Source organism: Streptomyces sp. NPDC002513, assembly GCF_053595355.1.
In genome coordinates this window covers 1-16,360 of sequence record NZ_JBSFXK010000021.1, presented here as the reverse complement: position 1 = coordinate 16,360, position 16,360 = coordinate 1, and the positions used below count along the sequence as shown (strand labels likewise).

Genomic DNA, 16,360 nt, shown 5'->3' with positions numbered 1-16,360 from the left:
TAAGGAGGTGCCGCGTCGTGCGACTCACCCCCACGGAACGTGACCGGCTGCTGCTCTTCGGGGCCGCCGAGCTGGCTCGCGCCCGCCGGGCCCGGGGACTGCGGCTGAACGTGCCGGAGGCCACCGCGCTGATCGCGGACACCGTCTGCGAGGCGGCCCGCGACGGCAGGCGGCTCGCCGAGGCCATCGAGGCGGCCCGGTCCGTGCTCGGCCCGGACGATGTGCTGCCGGGCGTCGCGGACGTCGTCACCGAGGTGATGGTCGAGGCCGTCTTCGACGACGGGTCCCGGCTCGCCGTGGTCTCCGGCCCGATCGGGGGCGGGCTGGGCGACGAGGCCCCGGGCGCCCTGCTGCCGGGGCCGGAGCACGCCGAGCCGGAGGCGGTCACCCGCCTCGTGGTCACCAACACCGCGACCGTGCCCGTCTCCGTGACCTCCCACTTCCACTTCTTCGAGGCCAACCCCCGGCTCGACTTCGCGCGCGAGAGGTCCTACGGCATGCGGCTCGCCGTGCCCGCCGGGTCGTCGGTGCGGTTCGGGCCCGGCGAGAGCGCCGAGGTCGGCCTCGTACCGATCGGCGGCGAGCGGATGGCGATCGGGTTCGCGGGGCTCGTCGACGGGCCGCTGGACGCGCCGGGGGCCAAGGAGGAGGCCCTGCGCCGGGCCGCCGCCTGCGGATATCTGGGAGCTTCGGGGGCCGGCCGCGAAGGAGAGGCACGATGAATCCGTACGAGTACGCCGCCACCCACGGCCCCCGCGCGGGCGACCGGGTCCGCCTCGGCGACTCGGGTCTGGTGATCCGCGTCGAGTCCGACGCACAGCGGTACGGCGACGAGTTCCTCGCCGGCTTCGGCAAGACCGCCCGCGACGGCCTTCACCTCAAGGCGGCGGCGGTGCGCGCGACCTGTGACGTCGTCATCAGCAACGTGGTCGCGATCGACGCGGCGCTGGGCATCCGCAAGGTCTCGATCGGCATCCGCGAGGGACGCATCTGCGCGATCGGGCGCGCCGGCAACCCCGACACCCTCGACGGCGTCGACGTCGTGGTCGGCACGGGGACCTCCATCGTCTCCGGCGAGGGGCTGATCGCCACCGCCGGGGCCGTCGACACCCATGTCCATCTGCTCTCGCCGCGCATCATGGAGGCCTCGCTGGCCTCCGGCGTGACCACGATCATCGGGCAGGAGTTCGGTCCGGTGTGGGGCGTCGGCGTCAACTCGCCGTGGGCGCTGCGGCACGCGTTCAACGCGTTCGACGCCTGGCCCGTCAACATCGGCTTCCTGGGCCGCGGTTCGTCCTCCGACCCCGCGCCGCTGATCGAGGCGCTGGCCGAGGGCGGCGCCTGCGGTTTCAAGGTGCACGAGGACATGGGCGCCCACACCCGCGCCCTCGACACCGCCCTGCGGGTCGCCGAGGAACACGACGTCCAGGTCGCCCTGCACAGCGACGGTCTGAACGAGTGCCTGTCCGTGGAGGACACGCTCCGGGTCCTCGAGGGCCGCACCATCCACGCCTTCCACATCGAGGGCTGCGGCGGCGGGCATGTGCCGAACGTCCTGAAGATGGCGGGCGTCCCGAACGTCATCGGCTCCTCCACCAACCCGACGCTGCCCTTCGGCCGGGACGCCGTCGCCGAGCACTACGGAATGATCGTCTCGGTCCACGACCTGAAGCCGGACCTGCCCGGCGACGCCGCCATGGCCCGGGACCGCATCCGCGCCGGAACCATGGGCGCCGAGGACGTGCTGCACGATCTGGGCGCGATCGGCATCACCTCCTCGGACGCGCAGGGCATGGGGCGCGCGGGCGAGACCGTGCGCCGCACCTTCGCGATGGCCGGGAAGATGAAGGCGGAGCTGGGGCCCCTGGAGGGCGACGGCCCGGACGATGACAACGCCCGCGTCCTGCGCTACATCGCCAAGCTGACCGTCAACCCGGCGCTCGCCCACGGCCTCGCGCACGAGGTGGGCTCCCTGGAGGTCGGCAAGCTGGCCGACATCGTGCTGTGGCGGCCGGAGTACTTCGGCGCCAAGCCCCAGCTCGTGCTCAAGGCCGGCTTCCCGGCGTACGGCGTGGTCGGTGACCCGAACGCGGCCACCGACACCTGCGAACCCCTCGTCCTCGGACCGCAGTTCGGCGCGCACGGCGCGACCGCCGCCGACCTGTCCGTCGCCTTCGTCGCGCGGGCGGCCGTGGACCAGGGCGACGACCGGATGCCCACCCGGCGGCGCAGGGTCGCCGTCCGCGGCACCCGCGGCATCGGCCCCGCCGATCTGCGCCTCAACTCCCGCACCGGAGCGGTCGACGTCGACCAGCGCACCGGCCTGGTCACCCTCGACGGCACGCCCGTCCGCTCCGAGCCCGCCGACTCGGTGTCCCTCAACCGCCTGTACTTCCTCTGAACCCGTGAGGACCCCCGCCATGAACACCCCCGCCGCCGACGGCTTCCGCATGCCCGCCGAGTGGACCCCGCACGAGCGCACCTGGATGGCCTGGCCGGGCCCCAACCCGACCTTCGAGGACCCCGGCGACCTCGCCGCCTCCCGCGCGGCCTGGGCCTCGGTCGCCCGCGCGGTCCGCCGCTTCGAACCGGTCACCGTGGTCTGCGGCCCCGGCCAGGCCGCCGGGGCGCGCGCCCTGCTGGGCGACGGCATCGACACCGTCGAGCGCGATCTCGACGACGCCTGGATGCGCGACATCGGCCCCACCTTCCTCACCGACGGACGCGAACTCGCCGCCGTGGACTGGACGTTCAACGGCTGGGGCGCCCAGGGCTGGGCCCGCTGGGAGCACGACGCGAAGATCGCCGCGTGTGTCTCGGACCTCGCGGGCGCGCGGACGTACGCCTCGAAGCTGGTCAACGAGGGCGGCGCGATCCATGTCGACGGCGAGGGGACCGTCCTGCTCACGGAGACCGTGCAGCTCGGTCCCGAGCGCAACCCGCACTGGACGAGGGAGCAGGTCGAGGCGGAGATCCACGCCCACCTCGGCACCCGCAAGGCGATCTGGCTGCCGCGCGGCCTGACGGGCGACTACCCCCCGCACGGTTTCGGCACCCTCGGCCATGTCGACATCGTCGCCGCCTTCGCCCGCCCGGGCGTGGTGGTCGCCCACCACCAGCCGGACCCCGCGCACCCCGACCACGAGGTCACCCGGGAGGTCATCGGGATCCTGAAGTCCGCCACCGACGCCCGGGGCCGCGCTCTGGAGGTCGTCGAGGTGCCCGCGCCGACCGCCCTGGAGGCCGACGGGCACTGGGCCGACTACTCCTACATCAACCACTACCTGTGCAACGGCGGCGTCGTGCTGTGCGCCTTCGACGACCCCCGCGACGAGAGCGCCGCCGCCCTCTTCCGCCGGCTGTTCCCGGAGCGGACGGTGACGCTCGTGGACGCCCGGACGATCTTCGCGGGCGGGGGCGGCATCCACTGCATCACCCAGCAGCAGCCGAGGGTCCCGGTGAGGGAAGCGGTCAGGTAGAACGTACGGGTGGATGTACTGCTCTGTGCCGTGTGCGGCCACCGTCCGGCCGGCCCCGCGGAGGCCGGCGAGTGACCCGAAGACGCAATGTCGCCCCGCCCCGTGAGGACGTCCTCGCCGCCGCCATGGGCATGATCGCCGAGCACGGTCTGGAGCAGCTCACCATGGCGGCGCTCGGCCGGGAGGTCGGGATGAGCAGCGGCCATCTGCTCTACTACTTCCGCTCCAAGGACGAGCTGCTGCTCCAGGCCCTGGAGTGGAGCGAGGGCAGACTCGGCGCCGAACGCGCGCGGCTGCTCAGCCGGTCCGCCCCGGCCCGGGAGCGGCTCGACGCGTACGTCGACCTGTACGTCCCCGACGGCCACCGGGATCCGCACTGGACCCTGTGGCTGGAGGTCTGGAACCGCTCGCAGAACGCCGACGACGACGCCCGCGACCGGCAGGCCGCCATCGAGGGCGCCTGGCACCGCGACCTCGCGGCCCTGCTCGCCGAGGGGGTGTCGCGGGGTGAGTTCCGGCCGGTCGACCCGGACCGTTTCGCCGCCCGGCTGCGCGCCCTCCTCGACGGCTTCTCCATCCATGTGGCGATCGGCCTGCGGGGCACCGACCGGGAGCAGGTGCTCGGCCATGTACGGGAGTTCCTGGACGGGGCACTGGGCGGACCGCCGCCCGCGGACGTCTGACCGGCCGTCCTGCCGGCACGCCGGCGAGCGCATCGCCCCGAGGCGGGTGACGGGCGTGGCTGTCCACGCCGACGACCGCATCCTGAGACGGCGGTGAGCGCGGGGGCGGATTGTGCCAGACTGCCCCCGTGCTTACGTTCGCCACGATGATTGGCAGCAGGCGCGCCGGTCCGCAGTGACCGCCTCGTACGACCAGGTACGGGCGGCCATCGTCGTCCTCGACCCGCGCGCAGACCTCTCGCACCCGCGAGAGGTTTTTCGTTTTCCTGGCCCACCTTCAGCCGGGAGGGGAAGCGCGAGGGACCATGGAAGGACGGTGGAGCCGGTCATTCCGGTAGACCGAGATCCCATACAGGAGCCTTGAGACCATGACGGCAACCAGCGAACTCGACGATTCGTTCCACGTCTTCGACACCACGCTGCGCGACGGCGCGCAGCGCGAGGGCATCAACCTCACCGTCGCGGACAAGCTGGCCATCGCACGGCACCTGGACGACTTCGGCGTGGGCTTCATCGAGGGCGGCTGGCCCGGCGCGAACCCGCGGGACACCGAGTTCTTCGCCCGCGCCCAGCAGGAGATCGACTTCCGGCACGCCCAGCTCGTCGCGTTCGGCGCCACCCGCCGGGCGGGCGGCAAGGCTGCGGAGGACCCGCAGGTCAGGGCGCTGCTGGAGTCGGGCGCGCCGGTGATCACCCTGGTCGCGAAGTCCCATGACCGCCATGTCGAGCTGGCCCTGCGCACCACGCTCGACGAGAACCTCGAGATGATCCGCGACACCGTCTCGCATCTGCGCGCCGAGGGCCGCCGGGTCTTCGTCGACTGCGAGCACTTCTTCGACGGCTACCGGGCGAACCCGCAGTACGCCAAGGCGGTGGTCGGCGCGGCCTGGGAGGCGGGGGCGGACGTCGTCGTCCTCTGCGACACCAACGGCGGCATGCTGCCCGCGCAGGTCCACGCGGTGGTCTCCACGGTCCTGGCGGACACGGGCGCCCGGCTCGGCATCCATGCGCAGGACGACACCGGGTGCGCCGTCGCGAACACCCTCGCGGCGGTGGACGCGGGCGCCACGCAGGTGCAGTGCACGGCGAACGGCTACGGCGAACGGGTGGGCAACGCGAACCTCTTCCCGGTCGTGGCGGCCCTGGAACTCAAGTACGGCAAGAAGGTGCTGCCCGAGGGCAGGCTCCGCGAGATGACGCGTATCTCGCACGCCGTCGCCGAGGTCGTCAATCTGACGCCCTCCACGCATCAGCCCTATGTGGGTGTCTCGGCCTTCGCGCACAAGGCGGGCCTGCACGCGTCCGCGATCAAGGTGGACCCGGATCTGTACCAGCACATCGACCCCGAGCTGGTGGGCAACACCATGCGGATGCTGGTCTCCGACATGGCGGGCCGGGCCTCGGTGGAGCTGAAGGGCAGGGAACTGGGCATCGACCTGGGCGGCGACCGGGAGCTGGTCGGCCGGGTCGTGGAGCGGGTGAAGGAGCGCGAGCTCAAGGGCTACACCTACGAGGCCGCGGACGCGAGCTTCGAACTCCTGCTGCGCGAGGAGGTGGCGGGCAAGCCGCTCAGCTACTTCCGCACCGAGTCGTGGCGGGCCATCGTCGAGGACCGCCCCGACGGCACCCACGCCAACGAGGCGACGGTGAAGCTCTGGGCGAAGAGCGAACGCATCGTCGCGACGGCGGAGGGCAACGGCCCGGTCAACGCCCTGGACCGGGCGCTGCGGGTCGCCCTGGAGAGGATCTACCCCCAGCTCGCCGCCCTCGACCTGGTCGACTACAAGGTCCGCATCCTGGAGGGCAAGCACGGCACGCAGTCCACGACCCGCGTGCTCATCGCCACGTCCGACGGCCAGGGGGAGTGGTCCACGGTCGGCGTGGCGGAGAACGTGATCGCGGCGTCCTGGCAGGCGCTGGAGGACGCCTACACCTACGGCCTGCTGCGGGCCGGGGTGGAGCCCGCGGAGTAGCGGGGTTCAGCAGGAGTCCGCGGCGAGCTTCTCGAACTCGCCGCGGCTCATGGCCCGGCCGTCGGCCCAGACCTGGCCGGGGCGCAGCGCGGCGATGTCCCGGGCCGAGAAGGTGACGACGCCGTTGTAGGAGTCACCGGTGACGTAGTGGCCGAAGGACAGCGTGTAGCTGTGGTCCGGCAGCAGTCGCTGGGCTCCCCGGTGGCGGGCGTGCCAGCGGGCCGGGGGTGTGAACAGCCCGAACACGGCGTCGCCCGTGTGCTCGCCCTCCGTGTCCCAGCCGGTGGTGACCAGGCCCCCGGCGGCGGAGTCCGCTTGCCCGTCGAGGGCCGGGCCCTGGTACGCGTCGTCACCGCACGGCCGGATCAGCGCGTTCGGCGCGCCGTCCGCGCCCGGACCCACGGCCGCCAGCGGCAGATCGACCGCCGCGCACCCGCTCAGCAGAGCGGTCGCCCCGACCGCGCCCGCCACCGCCAGCACCGTCCGACGCATCCGCGCCGCCCCCTCCCGTCGAAAGGGCGGCGCCTGCCGTCACCCCTGGACCTACTGAAGCCGCCACTTCTGGTTCGCCGCACCCGTGCACGACCAGATCTGTGCCCGTGCCCCGTTCGCCGACGAGTTGTCCGTCACGTCGAGGCACTTGTTCGCCGCAAGGTTGACCACATCACCTGTCGAAGAGTTGTACGACCACTGTTGTGCACCGGTCCCGTTGCAGTCGTACAACTGGACCTTGGCCCCGTCCGCGGTCGAACCGCCCGTCACGTCCAGGCACTTGCCGAGCGCCTGGACGGAACCGTCGCCCTTCACCGTCCACTGCTGGGCGCTCGACCCGTTGCAGTCGTAGAGCTGCACCGCGGTTCCGTTGGCGTTCGAGGCGCCCGCCACGTCCAGGCACTTGCCCGCGAGACCCACGAACGCCCCCGACCCGCTGGTGCCGTTCGACTGCGCACCGGACCAGGTGAAGGTCGCCGACGTCTTCCCGGGCAGCGAGTAGGTCGCGTGCTGGCCGCCCCAGTTGATCGTCACGGTCTTCGCCGACGCCGCGTCGTTGTACGCGATCAGCGCCTTCGAGCCGTCCGGGTTGCGCCAGGCCACGTTCGGCACCGCCGAGCTGGCCGTCGACGCGATGCGCTGCGCGCCCGGCGTGACGAACTTCGTCAGATGGCCCATCGTGTAGTACTCGATCGTGTAGTCGACCGTCCCGCTCGCCCCGTCCCCGTTGTGGACCGTGATCAGGCCGGTGCAGGTGCCGCAGCCGCCGTTGTGCGGGCCCATGTTCTGGTCGACCGCGAGCGACCACTTCGTCACCGACTTCGCCCAGTTGCGGGTGTAGTCGACGATGTTGAGCATGTCCTCGCGCTGCTGGTTCGCGATCCAGGTGCCGCCCGAGTGCTCCGTGCCGAACGCGTCCAGCTGCGGGTACTGGTTGTGGACGGTGGTCTGCTTGGTCACGTCGCCGCCGTACCCGTGCCAGGCGATCCCGCCGAAGTTGGGATGCGAGCGGACCGCCGCGTCGTCCACCGTCTGGGCGGCGTAGTTGTCGTAGGTGTCCCAGTTCCAGTCGTGCGCCAGCACCTTCGTCGACAGGCCCGCCGCCTGGAGTTTGGGCAGCAGCTCGGACTTGGTGAAGTACGCGAGCCCGGAGGCGTTCCAGCTCATCGACGGATAGCCCGAACAGCAGGTCGGCTCGTTCTGAGCGGTGACGTAGGAGACGGGGACGCCCTGGTCCCGGTACGCCTGGAGGTACTTCACGAAGTACGACGCGTAGGCCCCGTAGTCCTCCGCCTTCAGCCAGCCCCCGTTGAGCTGCCCGCTGTCCTTCATCCAGGCGGGCGCCGTCCACGGGGTGGCCATCACCGTCAGCGAGGGGTTGAGCTGGAGCGCCTGCCGCGTCAGCGGCACCACGTCGGCCAGGTCGTGCGCGATCGAGAAGTTCGTCAGGTTCGGGTCCGTCTGCCCGGCCGGGATGTCGTCGTAGGTGTAGCCGTAGCGGGCCAGGTCCGAGGCGCCCATCGGATTGCGCAGGAACGACAGCCCGATCCCGTCCGTCGGCGAGAACAGCTTCCGCATGGTCGCGTCCCGCGTCGTCTGCGACAGCGCTCCGCTGCTGTTCATCAGCCAGGCCGCGGTGTCCGTGAAGGACGCGCCGCCGCCGGTGAAGGTCTGGTAGCGGGTGTTCTCGTCGACGGTGATGTTCTCGCCGCCGCCGCCGGTGCCCGACTGGAACGCGAACGGCGCCTGTGCCTGGAGTCCGCGCACCACATGCCGTCCGCCGCTGTCGTCGGTCGTGGTCAGCCAGGCCGTGACCTGCTCGCCGGCCGCATGGGCGGGCAGGGTGCCCGCCGCGGTCAGCCCGGCGGTGGTCAGCAGCCCGGCGAGGACCACGCGCACCGCGCGCAAAGGTGTTCTCATGGAGCGCCGCCCTTCTGAGGGTGGGGGATGGGGGCGTGCGAGGCGTGAGTAAATGACGACGCCGGGGCCGCGTCAAGGGGGTGTGCGTTCAATTTTTGAAGGGGCAACGCGCATGCGCCCACCGGAACTTGGGCTCGTACCTGTTCTGACGTGAAGTCTTGACGGTGGCGGGTTACGCCAGTTAACTCACGGCGTGATCTAAGTCGTAAGCCCACTATGGGGACTACGAGAGCCCAAGGGAAGGTCCATGCGAAGAACCGCCCTGTTCGCCTCCGCCGCCCTGCTCACCGGCCTGATCCCGTTCACGGCCGCCGGCACCGCGTCCGGCGCCGACGACCCCGCCCCCGTCCCGGTCGACCGCTTCGAGGGCGAGGTGCCCTTCGCGCAGCAGCCCGCAGAGGGCATCTTCACCTGGGGCGGCGACGCCGACGACCCGCCCGCGCTGCAACTCGCCGACCGCCCGGACGCCCCCGAGGGCGCCAAGGTCCTCACCGGCACGTACGACATCAGCGGCTACGGGGGCTTCACCCACGACTTCGCCGCCGGCGGGCCCGCCCACGACTGGTCCGCCCACCAGGGCATCCGCTTCTGGTGGGACGGCCAGAACAACGGCAAGAAGATCGCCTTCGAAATCAAGGACGGCGGCGCGAACGGCGAGGCGTCCGAGCTGTGGACGACCTCCTTCACCGATGACTTCAGCGGCTGGAAGCAGATCCAGATCCCGTTCGACGCCTTCACGTATCGCACGGACTACCAGCCCGTCGGCGGCATCGACCACGTCCTCGGCCTCACCCAGATGTGGGGCTACGCCGTCACGCTCCCCGCCGGCGTCAAGGGCCACTTCGCCATGGACGACGTCGAGCTGTACGGCAAGGCCGACCAGTCCCGACGGGCCTCCGTCACCACGGACTCCGCCGTCTACCCGGTCAGGGAGGGCGGTACGGCGCAGGTGAAGGTCACCGTCGCCACCACCGGCTCCGCGCCCCTCGACGAGCCCGTCACCGTCGCCTACGACACGGCCGGCGGCACCGCCGAGTCCGGCACCGACTACACCGCCGCCAAGGGAACCCTGACCTTCCCGGCCGGCACCGCCTCCGGCAGCACGCGGACCATCGAGGTGCGCACCCTCAAGGACAAGGCCGCCGAGCCCGCCGAGACGATCCCGCTCACGCTGGACGTCACCGGCGCCAAGGCCCCCGCCGAGACCCCGCAGGTGGTCGTCGACGCCCATGGACTGCCGTACCTGGACAGCAGGCTGCCGATACGGAAGCGGGTCGCGGACCTGCTCTCCCGGATGTCCCTGGAGGAGAAGGCCGGCCAGATGACCCAGGCCGAGCGCCTCGGCCTCACCTCCCAGGGTGACATCGCGGCCTACGACCTGGGTTCGCTGCTGTCCGGCGGTGGCTCGACCCCGACGCCCAACACCCCCGAGGCGTGGGCGAAGATGATCGACTCCTACCAGCTCCGGGCGCAGGCGACCCGGTTCCAGATCCCCCTGATCTACGGCGTCGACGCCGTCCACGGCCACAACAACCTCGTCGGCGCCACGATCATGCCGCACAACATCGGCATCGGGGCCACCCGCGATCCCCGGCTCGCCGAGAAGACGGGCTCCGTGACGGCCAGTGAGGTGCGTGCCACCGGCGTCCCCTGGGACTTCGCGCCCTGTCTGTGCGTCTCGCGCGACGAGCGCTGGGGCCGCTCCTACGAGTCCTTCGGCGAGGACCCGGCGCTCGTCACGTCCATGGAGACCGTCATCCAGGGTCTCCAGGGACGCGCGGACGGCCGGGACCTGAGCCGCAACGACAAGGTCCTCGCCACCGCCAAGCACTTCGTCGGCGACGGCGGCACCGAGTACGGCTCGTCGACCACGGGGTCGTACAAGATCGACCAGGGCGTCACCAAGGTCACCCGGCAGCAGCTCGAGGCCATCCACCTGGCCCCGTACCAGACGGCCGTAGACCGCGGCATCGGCTCGGTCATGCCGTCGTACTCGTCGCTCGACATCATCGGCGACGGCCTGGGCCCGGTGAAGATGCACGCCCGCGCCGACATGATCAACGGTGTGCTGAAGGGCCGGATGGGCTTCGACGGGTTCGTCATCAGTGACTGGAACGCCATCGACCAGCTCCCCGGTGACTACGCCAACCACGTCCGCACCTCGGTCAACGCGGGTGTCGACATGATGATGGTGCCGTACTCGTACAAGAACTTCCGCTCGACGCTGATCGACGAGGCGAAGGCGGGACGCGTCACCGAGAAGCGGATCGACGACGCCGTCTCGCGCATCCTCACGCAGAAGTTCCGGCTGGGGCTCTTCGAGCACCCGTACGCCGACACCAGCAACGCCGCCCAGATCGGCTCCGCCGAGCACCGGGCCGTGGCCCGGCAGGCGGCCGCCGAGTCCCAGGTGCTGCTGAAGAACGCGGGCGGGGTGCTGCCGCTGAAGAAGAGCCAGAAGGTCTACGTCGCCGGCTCCAACGCCGACGACCTCGGCAACCAGACCGGCGGCTGGACCGTCACCTGGCAGGGCGCGTCCGGCACCCACACCCAGGGCACGACCATCCTGCAGGCGATGCGCAAGGCCGGGGGAGACGTCACCTACTCCAAGGACGCCTCGGCACCGCTGGGCGGCTACGACGTCGGCGTGGTCGTCGTCGGCGAGACCCCGTACGCCGAGGGTGTCGGCGACGTCGGCAACGGCCATGACCTCCAGCTCTCCGCCGCCGACAAGGCCGCGGTGGACAAGGTGTGCGGCGCCATGAAGTGCGCGGTGCTGATGGTCTCGGGCCGTCCGCAGCTGATCGGCGACCGGCTCGGTGAGATCAACGCCCTGGTGGCCTCCTGGCTGCCGGGCACCGAGGGCGACGGCGTGGCGGACGTGCTCTACGGCAGCCGCCCGTTCACCGGGCAGCTCCCGGTGACCTGGCCGAAGTCGGAGGCCCAGCTGCCGATCAACGTCGGTGACGCGTCGTACGACCCGCAGTTCCCGTACGGCTGGGGTCTGACCACGCGCACCACGGTCCCGGAGGGCGGTGCGGCGGCCTTGAAGGCGCTCGGGCGCGCGGCCGCCGCGGCCGAGAAGGCGGGCTCCGCGCGGGCCGGCCAGGAGATCGTCACCAAGGCGCGGCTGCTCGTCCAGCAGAAGGTGGGATCCGGGATCACGGCCGCGGTCTCCGGACCGTTCGCGGACGCGGACCATCTGCTGCTGACGGGGAAGTACGCGGCTGCGGTGGCCAAGCTGACGGAGGCGTACCGGGCGGTCGCCTGACATGTCCGGACAGGGGGGTGGTGCACATCGTGCACCGCCCCTCTTCCGTCCGTCCCGTTCCGGTCGCCTTCGGGTAGCGTCGAGGTATGAAGTCCGTACTGGTCAAAGGACTCGCCGTACCGCTGGTCGCGCTGCTCATGGCGGCCCTGACGGTGCTCTACGCGGGCGCGCCGCGCGCCGAGGCGGCGACGGGCGTCTCGGCCGTCGCCGCGGCCCTGCGCAAGGGCCCGGTCTATGTCGATCCGGCGGCCTCCGGACAATTGTCCGCCCGGGACGCCGACGCCCTCGCGAAGAAGATCGAGGACGCCGGCAAACCGGTCTTCGTGGCCGTCCTGCCCGCCGGCTACCCCACCGCGAACCTGTTCTCCGACCTCCGCACGGCCACCGGCATCACCGGTGTGTACGCGATCCGCCTCGGCGACCGCTTCGACGCCCGGGCCGACTCCTCGGTGCTGCCCCGCACCGCTGTGCGGAACCTGGTCACCAGCGTGCAGGGCGAGTCCGCCAAGGCCCAGCTCAACGACTTCACCGACCGTGCGCTCGGCACCGTCCGCGGGCACGCCCCGTCGAGCTGGGGCACCTCGGGCGGCGGCGGGGTCTCCTCCACCGCGCTGATCGCGGTCGCCGCGGTGCTGGTGGCCGGCGGCGCGGGCGCCTACGCGCTCGTACGGCGCGGCCGGCGCCGGCGGGAGGAGGAGCAGCAGGCCGCACTGCAGAAGCTGCGGGTCGTGGTCGACGAGGACATCACCGCCTTCGGCGAGGAACTGGACCGCCTGGACTTCCAGCCCGGGGAACCGGGCGCGGACGACGCGATGCGCGAGGACTACGAGCGGGCGCTGAACGCCTACGACCAGGCGAAGTCGGCCATGGCCGCGGCACGGCGCCCGGAGGACGTGAAGGCCGTCACCCAGGCACTCGAGGACGGCCGTTTCTCGCTGGCGGTGCTCGCCGCCCGCCGGGAGGGCCGTCCCCTGCCCGAGCGCCGTCCGCCGTGCTTCTTCGACCCGCGCCACGGCCCGTCCGTCGCCGACGCGCTCTGGACGCCCCCGGGCGGTGCCCCGCGCGAGGTGCCGGTCTGCGCGGCGGACCGGGCCCGGCTGGCCGACGGCCGTGAACCCGAGATCCGCGAGGTCGACACGGAGTACGGCCGCCGCCCCTACTGGGACGCCGGCCCGGCCTACGGCCCCTGGGCGGGCGGCTACTTCGGCGGGGGCATCCTGCCCGGCCTGCTGGTGGGCACGCTGCTCGGCGGCATGATGTCCACCCCGTCGTACGCGGCCGACTACGGCGCGGGCGACGGCGGCTTCGGCGGTTACGACGGCGGCGACATGTCCGGCGCGGACTTCGACCCCGGGGACTTCGGCGGCGGCTTCGGCGACGGCGGCGGAGGGGACTTCGGCGGGGGCGGCGGAGGCGGAGGGGACTTCGGCGGGGGGTTCTGACCCGGCCGCCGTCCACGGGCCGCCTGCCCTGAGCACAGCCGCGAGCCCGCCCTCCACAGGGGAATCGGAGGACGGGCTCGCTGGGGGAGGCCGCATGGCGCGGGGACCGCGGAGCGGTTCGCGGCGGGGAGGGTCACGCCTGCTTGATCGCCGAGATGTCGAAGATCAGCTTGATCTTGTCCGAGACCAGCACCCCGCCCGTCTCCAGCGCCGCGTTCCAGGTCAGGCCCCACGCCGAGCGCAGGATCTCCGCCGTGCCCTCGAAGCCGACGCGCTCGTTGCCGAACGGGTCCTTGGCCGTGCCGTTGTACTCCAGGTCGATGCTGATCGGCTTGGTGGTGCCGAGGATCGTGAGGTCGCCGGTGATCCGGTAGGTGTCGCCGCCCAGCGCCTGCGCCCCGGTGGAGCGGAACGTCATCGTCGGGTGCTCGTCGGTCTTGAAGAAGTCGGCGCTCTTGAGGTGACCGTCGCGGTCGGTCGAGCCCGTGTCGATGCTGTCCATCTTCACGTCGATCGAGGCCGTGGACCGGGCGGGGTCCGAGCCGTTCAGGTGCAGCGTGCCCTCGAAGTCCTGGAAGCCGCCCTTGACGTTCGTCACCATGGCGTGCCGGGCCACGAAGCCGATCGTGGTGTGTGCGGGGTCCACGGTGTAGTGACCGGTCAGCGCGGCGAGGTCGGGGTTCACCGGGGCGGGAACGGTGTCGATGGTGGTGCTGTTCTTGCGGCCGAAGATGCCCATGGTCGTGCTCCTAGGGGGACGGGTTCCCGGCTTCCGGGGCGGGAAGCCGAGGCGGCGCCGAAGAGGCGGTTGAATCTTCAACGAGTTCCAACGTGAACGACGGTAACCGCAATCCGTTCAACTTTCAACCTTGTCGCTCGCGTCTTTCCGCCGGGTCATGTGTCCCCGGGCGGGGCGGGTACGGTGAGGGCGCCGCCGTTCGAGGTTCCGCGTCACTCCGGGGAGGGCATGTGCGGCCCCGAATCCACCGCGGCGTCCGGGTGACCGCTTTGTGTGAGCCCTACAACGCTCGCCCCCCTGAAGCAGTCGGATCGGCTGCATCCGGGCCTGGTTCTGTTCAGGGGTACCAGGAAAACGGGCCGGAGACTGTACGGAGTCAACGGGCCGGTTTCCTTGGTGGACTTCGTAAGGTCACTACATGACCGTTTTGGACGAGGCTGTAGGTTCCGGGAGCGAGCCCACCGACGCGCGCGGGCGCGTCGCCGAACTGCACGAGATCCGCGCCCGGGCCCTGGCCGGCCCCAGCGAGAAGGCGACCGAGGCGCAGCACGCCAAGGGCAAGCTCACCGCCCGGGAGCGCATCGAGCTGCTTGTGGACCCGGGGTCCTTCCAGGAGGTCGAGCAACTGCGCCGGCACCGGGCGACCGGGTTCGGCCTGGAGGCCAAGAAGCCGTACACCGACGGTGTGATCACCGGGTGGGGCGCGGTGGAGGGCCGCACGGTCTTCGTCTACGCCCATGACTTCCGCATCTTCGGCGGCGCGCTCGGCGAGGCCCACGCCGCGAAGATCCACAAGATCATGGACATGGCCATCGCGGCCGGCGCGCCGCTGGTCTCCCTGAACGACGGCGCCGGCGCCCGTATCCAGGAGGGCGTCAGCGCGCTCGCGGGCTACGGCGGCATCTTCCAGCGCAACACCAAGGCCTCCGGGGTCATCCCGCAGATCAGCGTGATGCTCGGCCCGTGTGCGGGCGGCGCGGCCTACAGCCCCGCCCTCACGGACTTCGTGTTCATGGTCCGCGAGACGTCCCAGATGTTCATCACGGGCCCGGACGTGGTCAAGGCCGTCACCGGCGAGGAGATCACCCAGAACGGCCTGGGCGGCGCCGATGTGCACGCCGAGACCTCCGGCGTCTGCCACTTCGCGTACGACGACGAGGAGACGTGCATCGCCGAGGTGCGCTATCTGCTGTCGCTGCTCCCGCAGAACAACCGCGAGAACCCGCCGCGGATCGAGCCCACGGACGCCGTGGACCGCCGCGGCGACGTCCTGCTGGACCTGGTCCCGGCCGACGGCAACCGCCCGTACGACATGGCCAAGGTCATCGAGGAGATCGTCGACGACGGCGAGTACCTGGAGGTCCACGAGCGCTGGGCGCGCAACATCATCTGCGCGCTGGCCCGGCTCGACGGCCAGGTGGTGGGCATCATCGCCAACCAGCCGCAGACCCTCGCCGGGGTCCTGGACATCGAGGCCTCGGAAAAAGCTGCGCGCTTTGTCCAGATGTGTGACGCTTTTAACATTCCGCTGGTGACGCTCCTGGACGTCCCCGGGTTCCTGCCCGGCGTCGACCAGGAGCACGGCGGAATCATCCGTCACGGCGCGAAGCTGCTGTACGCCTACTGCAACGCGACCGTGCCGCGGATCTCGCTGATCCTGCGCAAGGCGTACGGAGGTGCGTACATCGTCATGGACAGCCAGTCCATCGGGGCGGACCTGACCTACGCCTGGCCGACCAACGAGATCGCCGTGATGGGCGCGGAAGGTGCCGCCAACGTCATCTTCCGCCGTCAGATCGCGGGCGCGGAGGACCCGGACGCCATGCGGGCGCGGATGGTCAAGGAGTACAAGTCCGAGCTGATGCATCCGTACTACGCGGCGGAGCGGGGCCTGGTGGACGACGTCATCGACCCGGTCCAGACGCGCGAGGTGCTGATCAAGTCCCTGGCGATGCTGCAGGCCAAGCACGCGGACCTGCCCGCCCGTAAGCACGGCAACCCCCCGCAGTAACCGAGCGGATCCATCGCGGCAACCCCGCGGACCCCTCTCTTACGGAGACTGACACCCATGAACACTCCCGACATCCGCGTCGAGAAGGGCCGCGCCGAGCCGGAGGAAGTCGCCGCCATCACGGCCGTCCTCCTGGCCCGCGCGGCCGCCCAGCCGTCCGCCGCCTCGCCGGCCCATCGGGGCCGCGCCAAGGCCGGCTGGCGCCGCCTGGAGCGCGAGCCCGGCTTCCGGGCGCCGCACAGCTGGCGGCACAGCTAGGGCCTGTTCTGAGTTTCCCGTCGTTCGCGCGGAGCGCGGGCGTCGCGGCGTCTGGTGCGTGCGATCGCAAGGCGGAGGGTCGCCCGCGTACT

At 71.4% G+C, this 16,360-nt stretch carries 12 protein-coding genes; 9 read left to right on the top strand and 3 right to left on the bottom strand.

The annotated features are described in order from the left end of the window. Positions 1-17: 17 nt before the first annotated feature. The 5 genes from ureA (at position 18) to cimA (ending at position 6,135) form a co-directional block, all read left to right on the top strand. Entirely contained in the window at positions 18-722 is a 705-nt protein-coding gene (ureA, locus tag ACWD5Q_RS16410) for an urease subunit gamma (RefSeq protein WP_451427673.1), read from the top strand. Then, positions 719-2,401, top strand: coding sequence for an urease subunit alpha (locus ACWD5Q_RS16405; RefSeq protein WP_451427672.1), 1,683 nt, complete (start codon positions 719-721; stop codon positions 2,399-2,401). Before ureA ends, ACWD5Q_RS16405 begins: the two co-directional genes overlap by 4 nt. A gap of 19 nt (positions 2,402-2,420) precedes the next feature. Continuing rightward, on the top strand, positions 2,421-3,479 hold the full coding sequence (locus ACWD5Q_RS16400; protein WP_451427671.1) for an agmatine deiminase family protein: 1,059 nt from the start codon (positions 2,421-2,423) through the stop codon (positions 3,477-3,479). Between the two features lie 125 nt (positions 3,480-3,604). Beyond that, the gene (locus tag ACWD5Q_RS16395; RefSeq protein ID WP_451427746.1) at positions 3,605-4,162 is read left to right on the top strand and encodes a TetR/AcrR family transcriptional regulator; all 558 of its coding nucleotides are present in this window, start codon (positions 3,605-3,607) and stop codon (positions 4,160-4,162) included. A gap of 368 nt (positions 4,163-4,530) precedes the next feature. Beyond that, positions 4,531-6,135, top strand: coding sequence for a citramalate synthase (gene cimA, locus ACWD5Q_RS16390; protein ID WP_451427670.1), 1,605 nt, complete (start codon positions 4,531-4,533; stop codon positions 6,133-6,135). A gap of 6 nt (positions 6,136-6,141) precedes the next feature. On the opposite strand, the gene ACWD5Q_RS16385 is transcribed toward cimA, so the two are convergent. Continuing rightward, entirely contained in the window at positions 6,142-6,627 is a 486-nt protein-coding gene (locus tag ACWD5Q_RS16385; protein WP_451427669.1) for a hypothetical protein, read from the bottom strand. Positions 6,628-6,678: 51 nt separating this feature from the next. Further along, a complete protein-coding gene (locus ACWD5Q_RS16380; protein WP_451427668.1) occupies positions 6,679-8,547 on the bottom strand; it encodes a ricin-type beta-trefoil lectin domain protein in 1,869 nt (622 codons plus the stop codon). A gap of 247 nt (positions 8,548-8,794) precedes the next feature. Here ACWD5Q_RS16380 and ACWD5Q_RS16375 point away from each other — a divergent pair, with 247 nt between their 5' ends. After that, a complete protein-coding gene (locus ACWD5Q_RS16375; RefSeq protein WP_451427667.1) occupies positions 8,795-11,818 on the top strand; it encodes a glycoside hydrolase family 3 protein in 3,024 nt (1,007 codons plus the stop codon). Positions 11,819-11,904: 86 nt separating this feature from the next. Next, a complete protein-coding gene (locus tag ACWD5Q_RS16370) occupies positions 11,905-13,260 on the top strand; it encodes a hypothetical protein (RefSeq protein WP_451427666.1) in 1,356 nt (451 codons plus the stop codon). A gap of 133 nt (positions 13,261-13,393) precedes the next feature. On the opposite strand, the gene ACWD5Q_RS16365 is transcribed toward ACWD5Q_RS16370, so the two are convergent. Further along, positions 13,394-13,999: a YceI family protein gene (locus ACWD5Q_RS16365; RefSeq protein WP_451427665.1), complete on the bottom strand. Its 606-nt coding sequence runs from the start codon at positions 13,997-13,999 to the stop codon at positions 13,394-13,396. A 418-nt stretch (positions 14,000-14,417) separates the two neighbouring features. Here ACWD5Q_RS16365 and ACWD5Q_RS16360 point away from each other — a divergent pair, with 418 nt between their 5' ends. After that, positions 14,418-16,010, top strand: coding sequence for an acyl-CoA carboxylase subunit beta (locus ACWD5Q_RS16360; RefSeq protein WP_451427664.1), 1,593 nt, complete (start codon positions 14,418-14,420; stop codon positions 16,008-16,010). A 57-nt stretch (positions 16,011-16,067) separates the two neighbouring features. Further along, the gene (locus ACWD5Q_RS16355) at positions 16,068-16,268 is read left to right on the top strand and encodes an acyl-CoA carboxylase subunit epsilon (protein ID WP_451427663.1); all 201 of its coding nucleotides are present in this window, start codon (positions 16,068-16,070) and stop codon (positions 16,266-16,268) included. Positions 16,269-16,360 lie beyond the last annotated feature (92 nt).

Bases quoted from the DNA above. Each gene is read 5' to 3' on its own strand.
- ACWD5Q_RS16380 (WP_451427668.1), bottom strand. From the start codon at position 8,547: ATGAGAACACCTTTGCGCGCGGTGCGCGTGGTCCTCGCCGGGCTGCTG.
- ACWD5Q_RS16385 (WP_451427669.1), bottom strand. From the start codon at position 6,627: ATGCGTCGGACGGTGCTGGCGGTGGCGGGCGCGGTCGGGGCGACCGCT.
- ACWD5Q_RS16400 (WP_451427671.1), top strand. From the start codon at position 2,421: ATGAACACCCCCGCCGCCGACGGCTTCCGCATGCCCGCCGAGTGGACC.
- cimA (WP_451427670.1), top strand. From the start codon at position 4,531: ATGACGGCAACCAGCGAACTCGACGATTCGTTCCACGTCTTCGACACC.
- ACWD5Q_RS16365 (WP_451427665.1), bottom strand. From the start codon at position 13,999: ATGGGCATCTTCGGCCGCAAGAACAGCACCACCATCGACACCGTTCCC.
- ACWD5Q_RS16405 (WP_451427672.1), top strand. From the start codon at position 719: ATGAATCCGTACGAGTACGCCGCCACCCACGGCCCCCGCGCGGGCGAC.
- ACWD5Q_RS16360 (WP_451427664.1), top strand. From the start codon at position 14,418: ATGACCGTTTTGGACGAGGCTGTAGGTTCCGGGAGCGAGCCCACCGAC.
- ACWD5Q_RS16370 (WP_451427666.1), top strand. From the start codon at position 11,905: ATGAAGTCCGTACTGGTCAAAGGACTCGCCGTACCGCTGGTCGCGCTG.
- ACWD5Q_RS16375 (WP_451427667.1), top strand. From the start codon at position 8,795: ATGCGAAGAACCGCCCTGTTCGCCTCCGCCGCCCTGCTCACCGGCCTG.
- ACWD5Q_RS16355 (WP_451427663.1), top strand. From the start codon at position 16,068: ATGAACACTCCCGACATCCGCGTCGAGAAGGGCCGCGCCGAGCCGGAG.
- ACWD5Q_RS16395 (WP_451427746.1), top strand. From the start codon at position 3,605: ATGGGCATGATCGCCGAGCACGGTCTGGAGCAGCTCACCATGGCGGCG.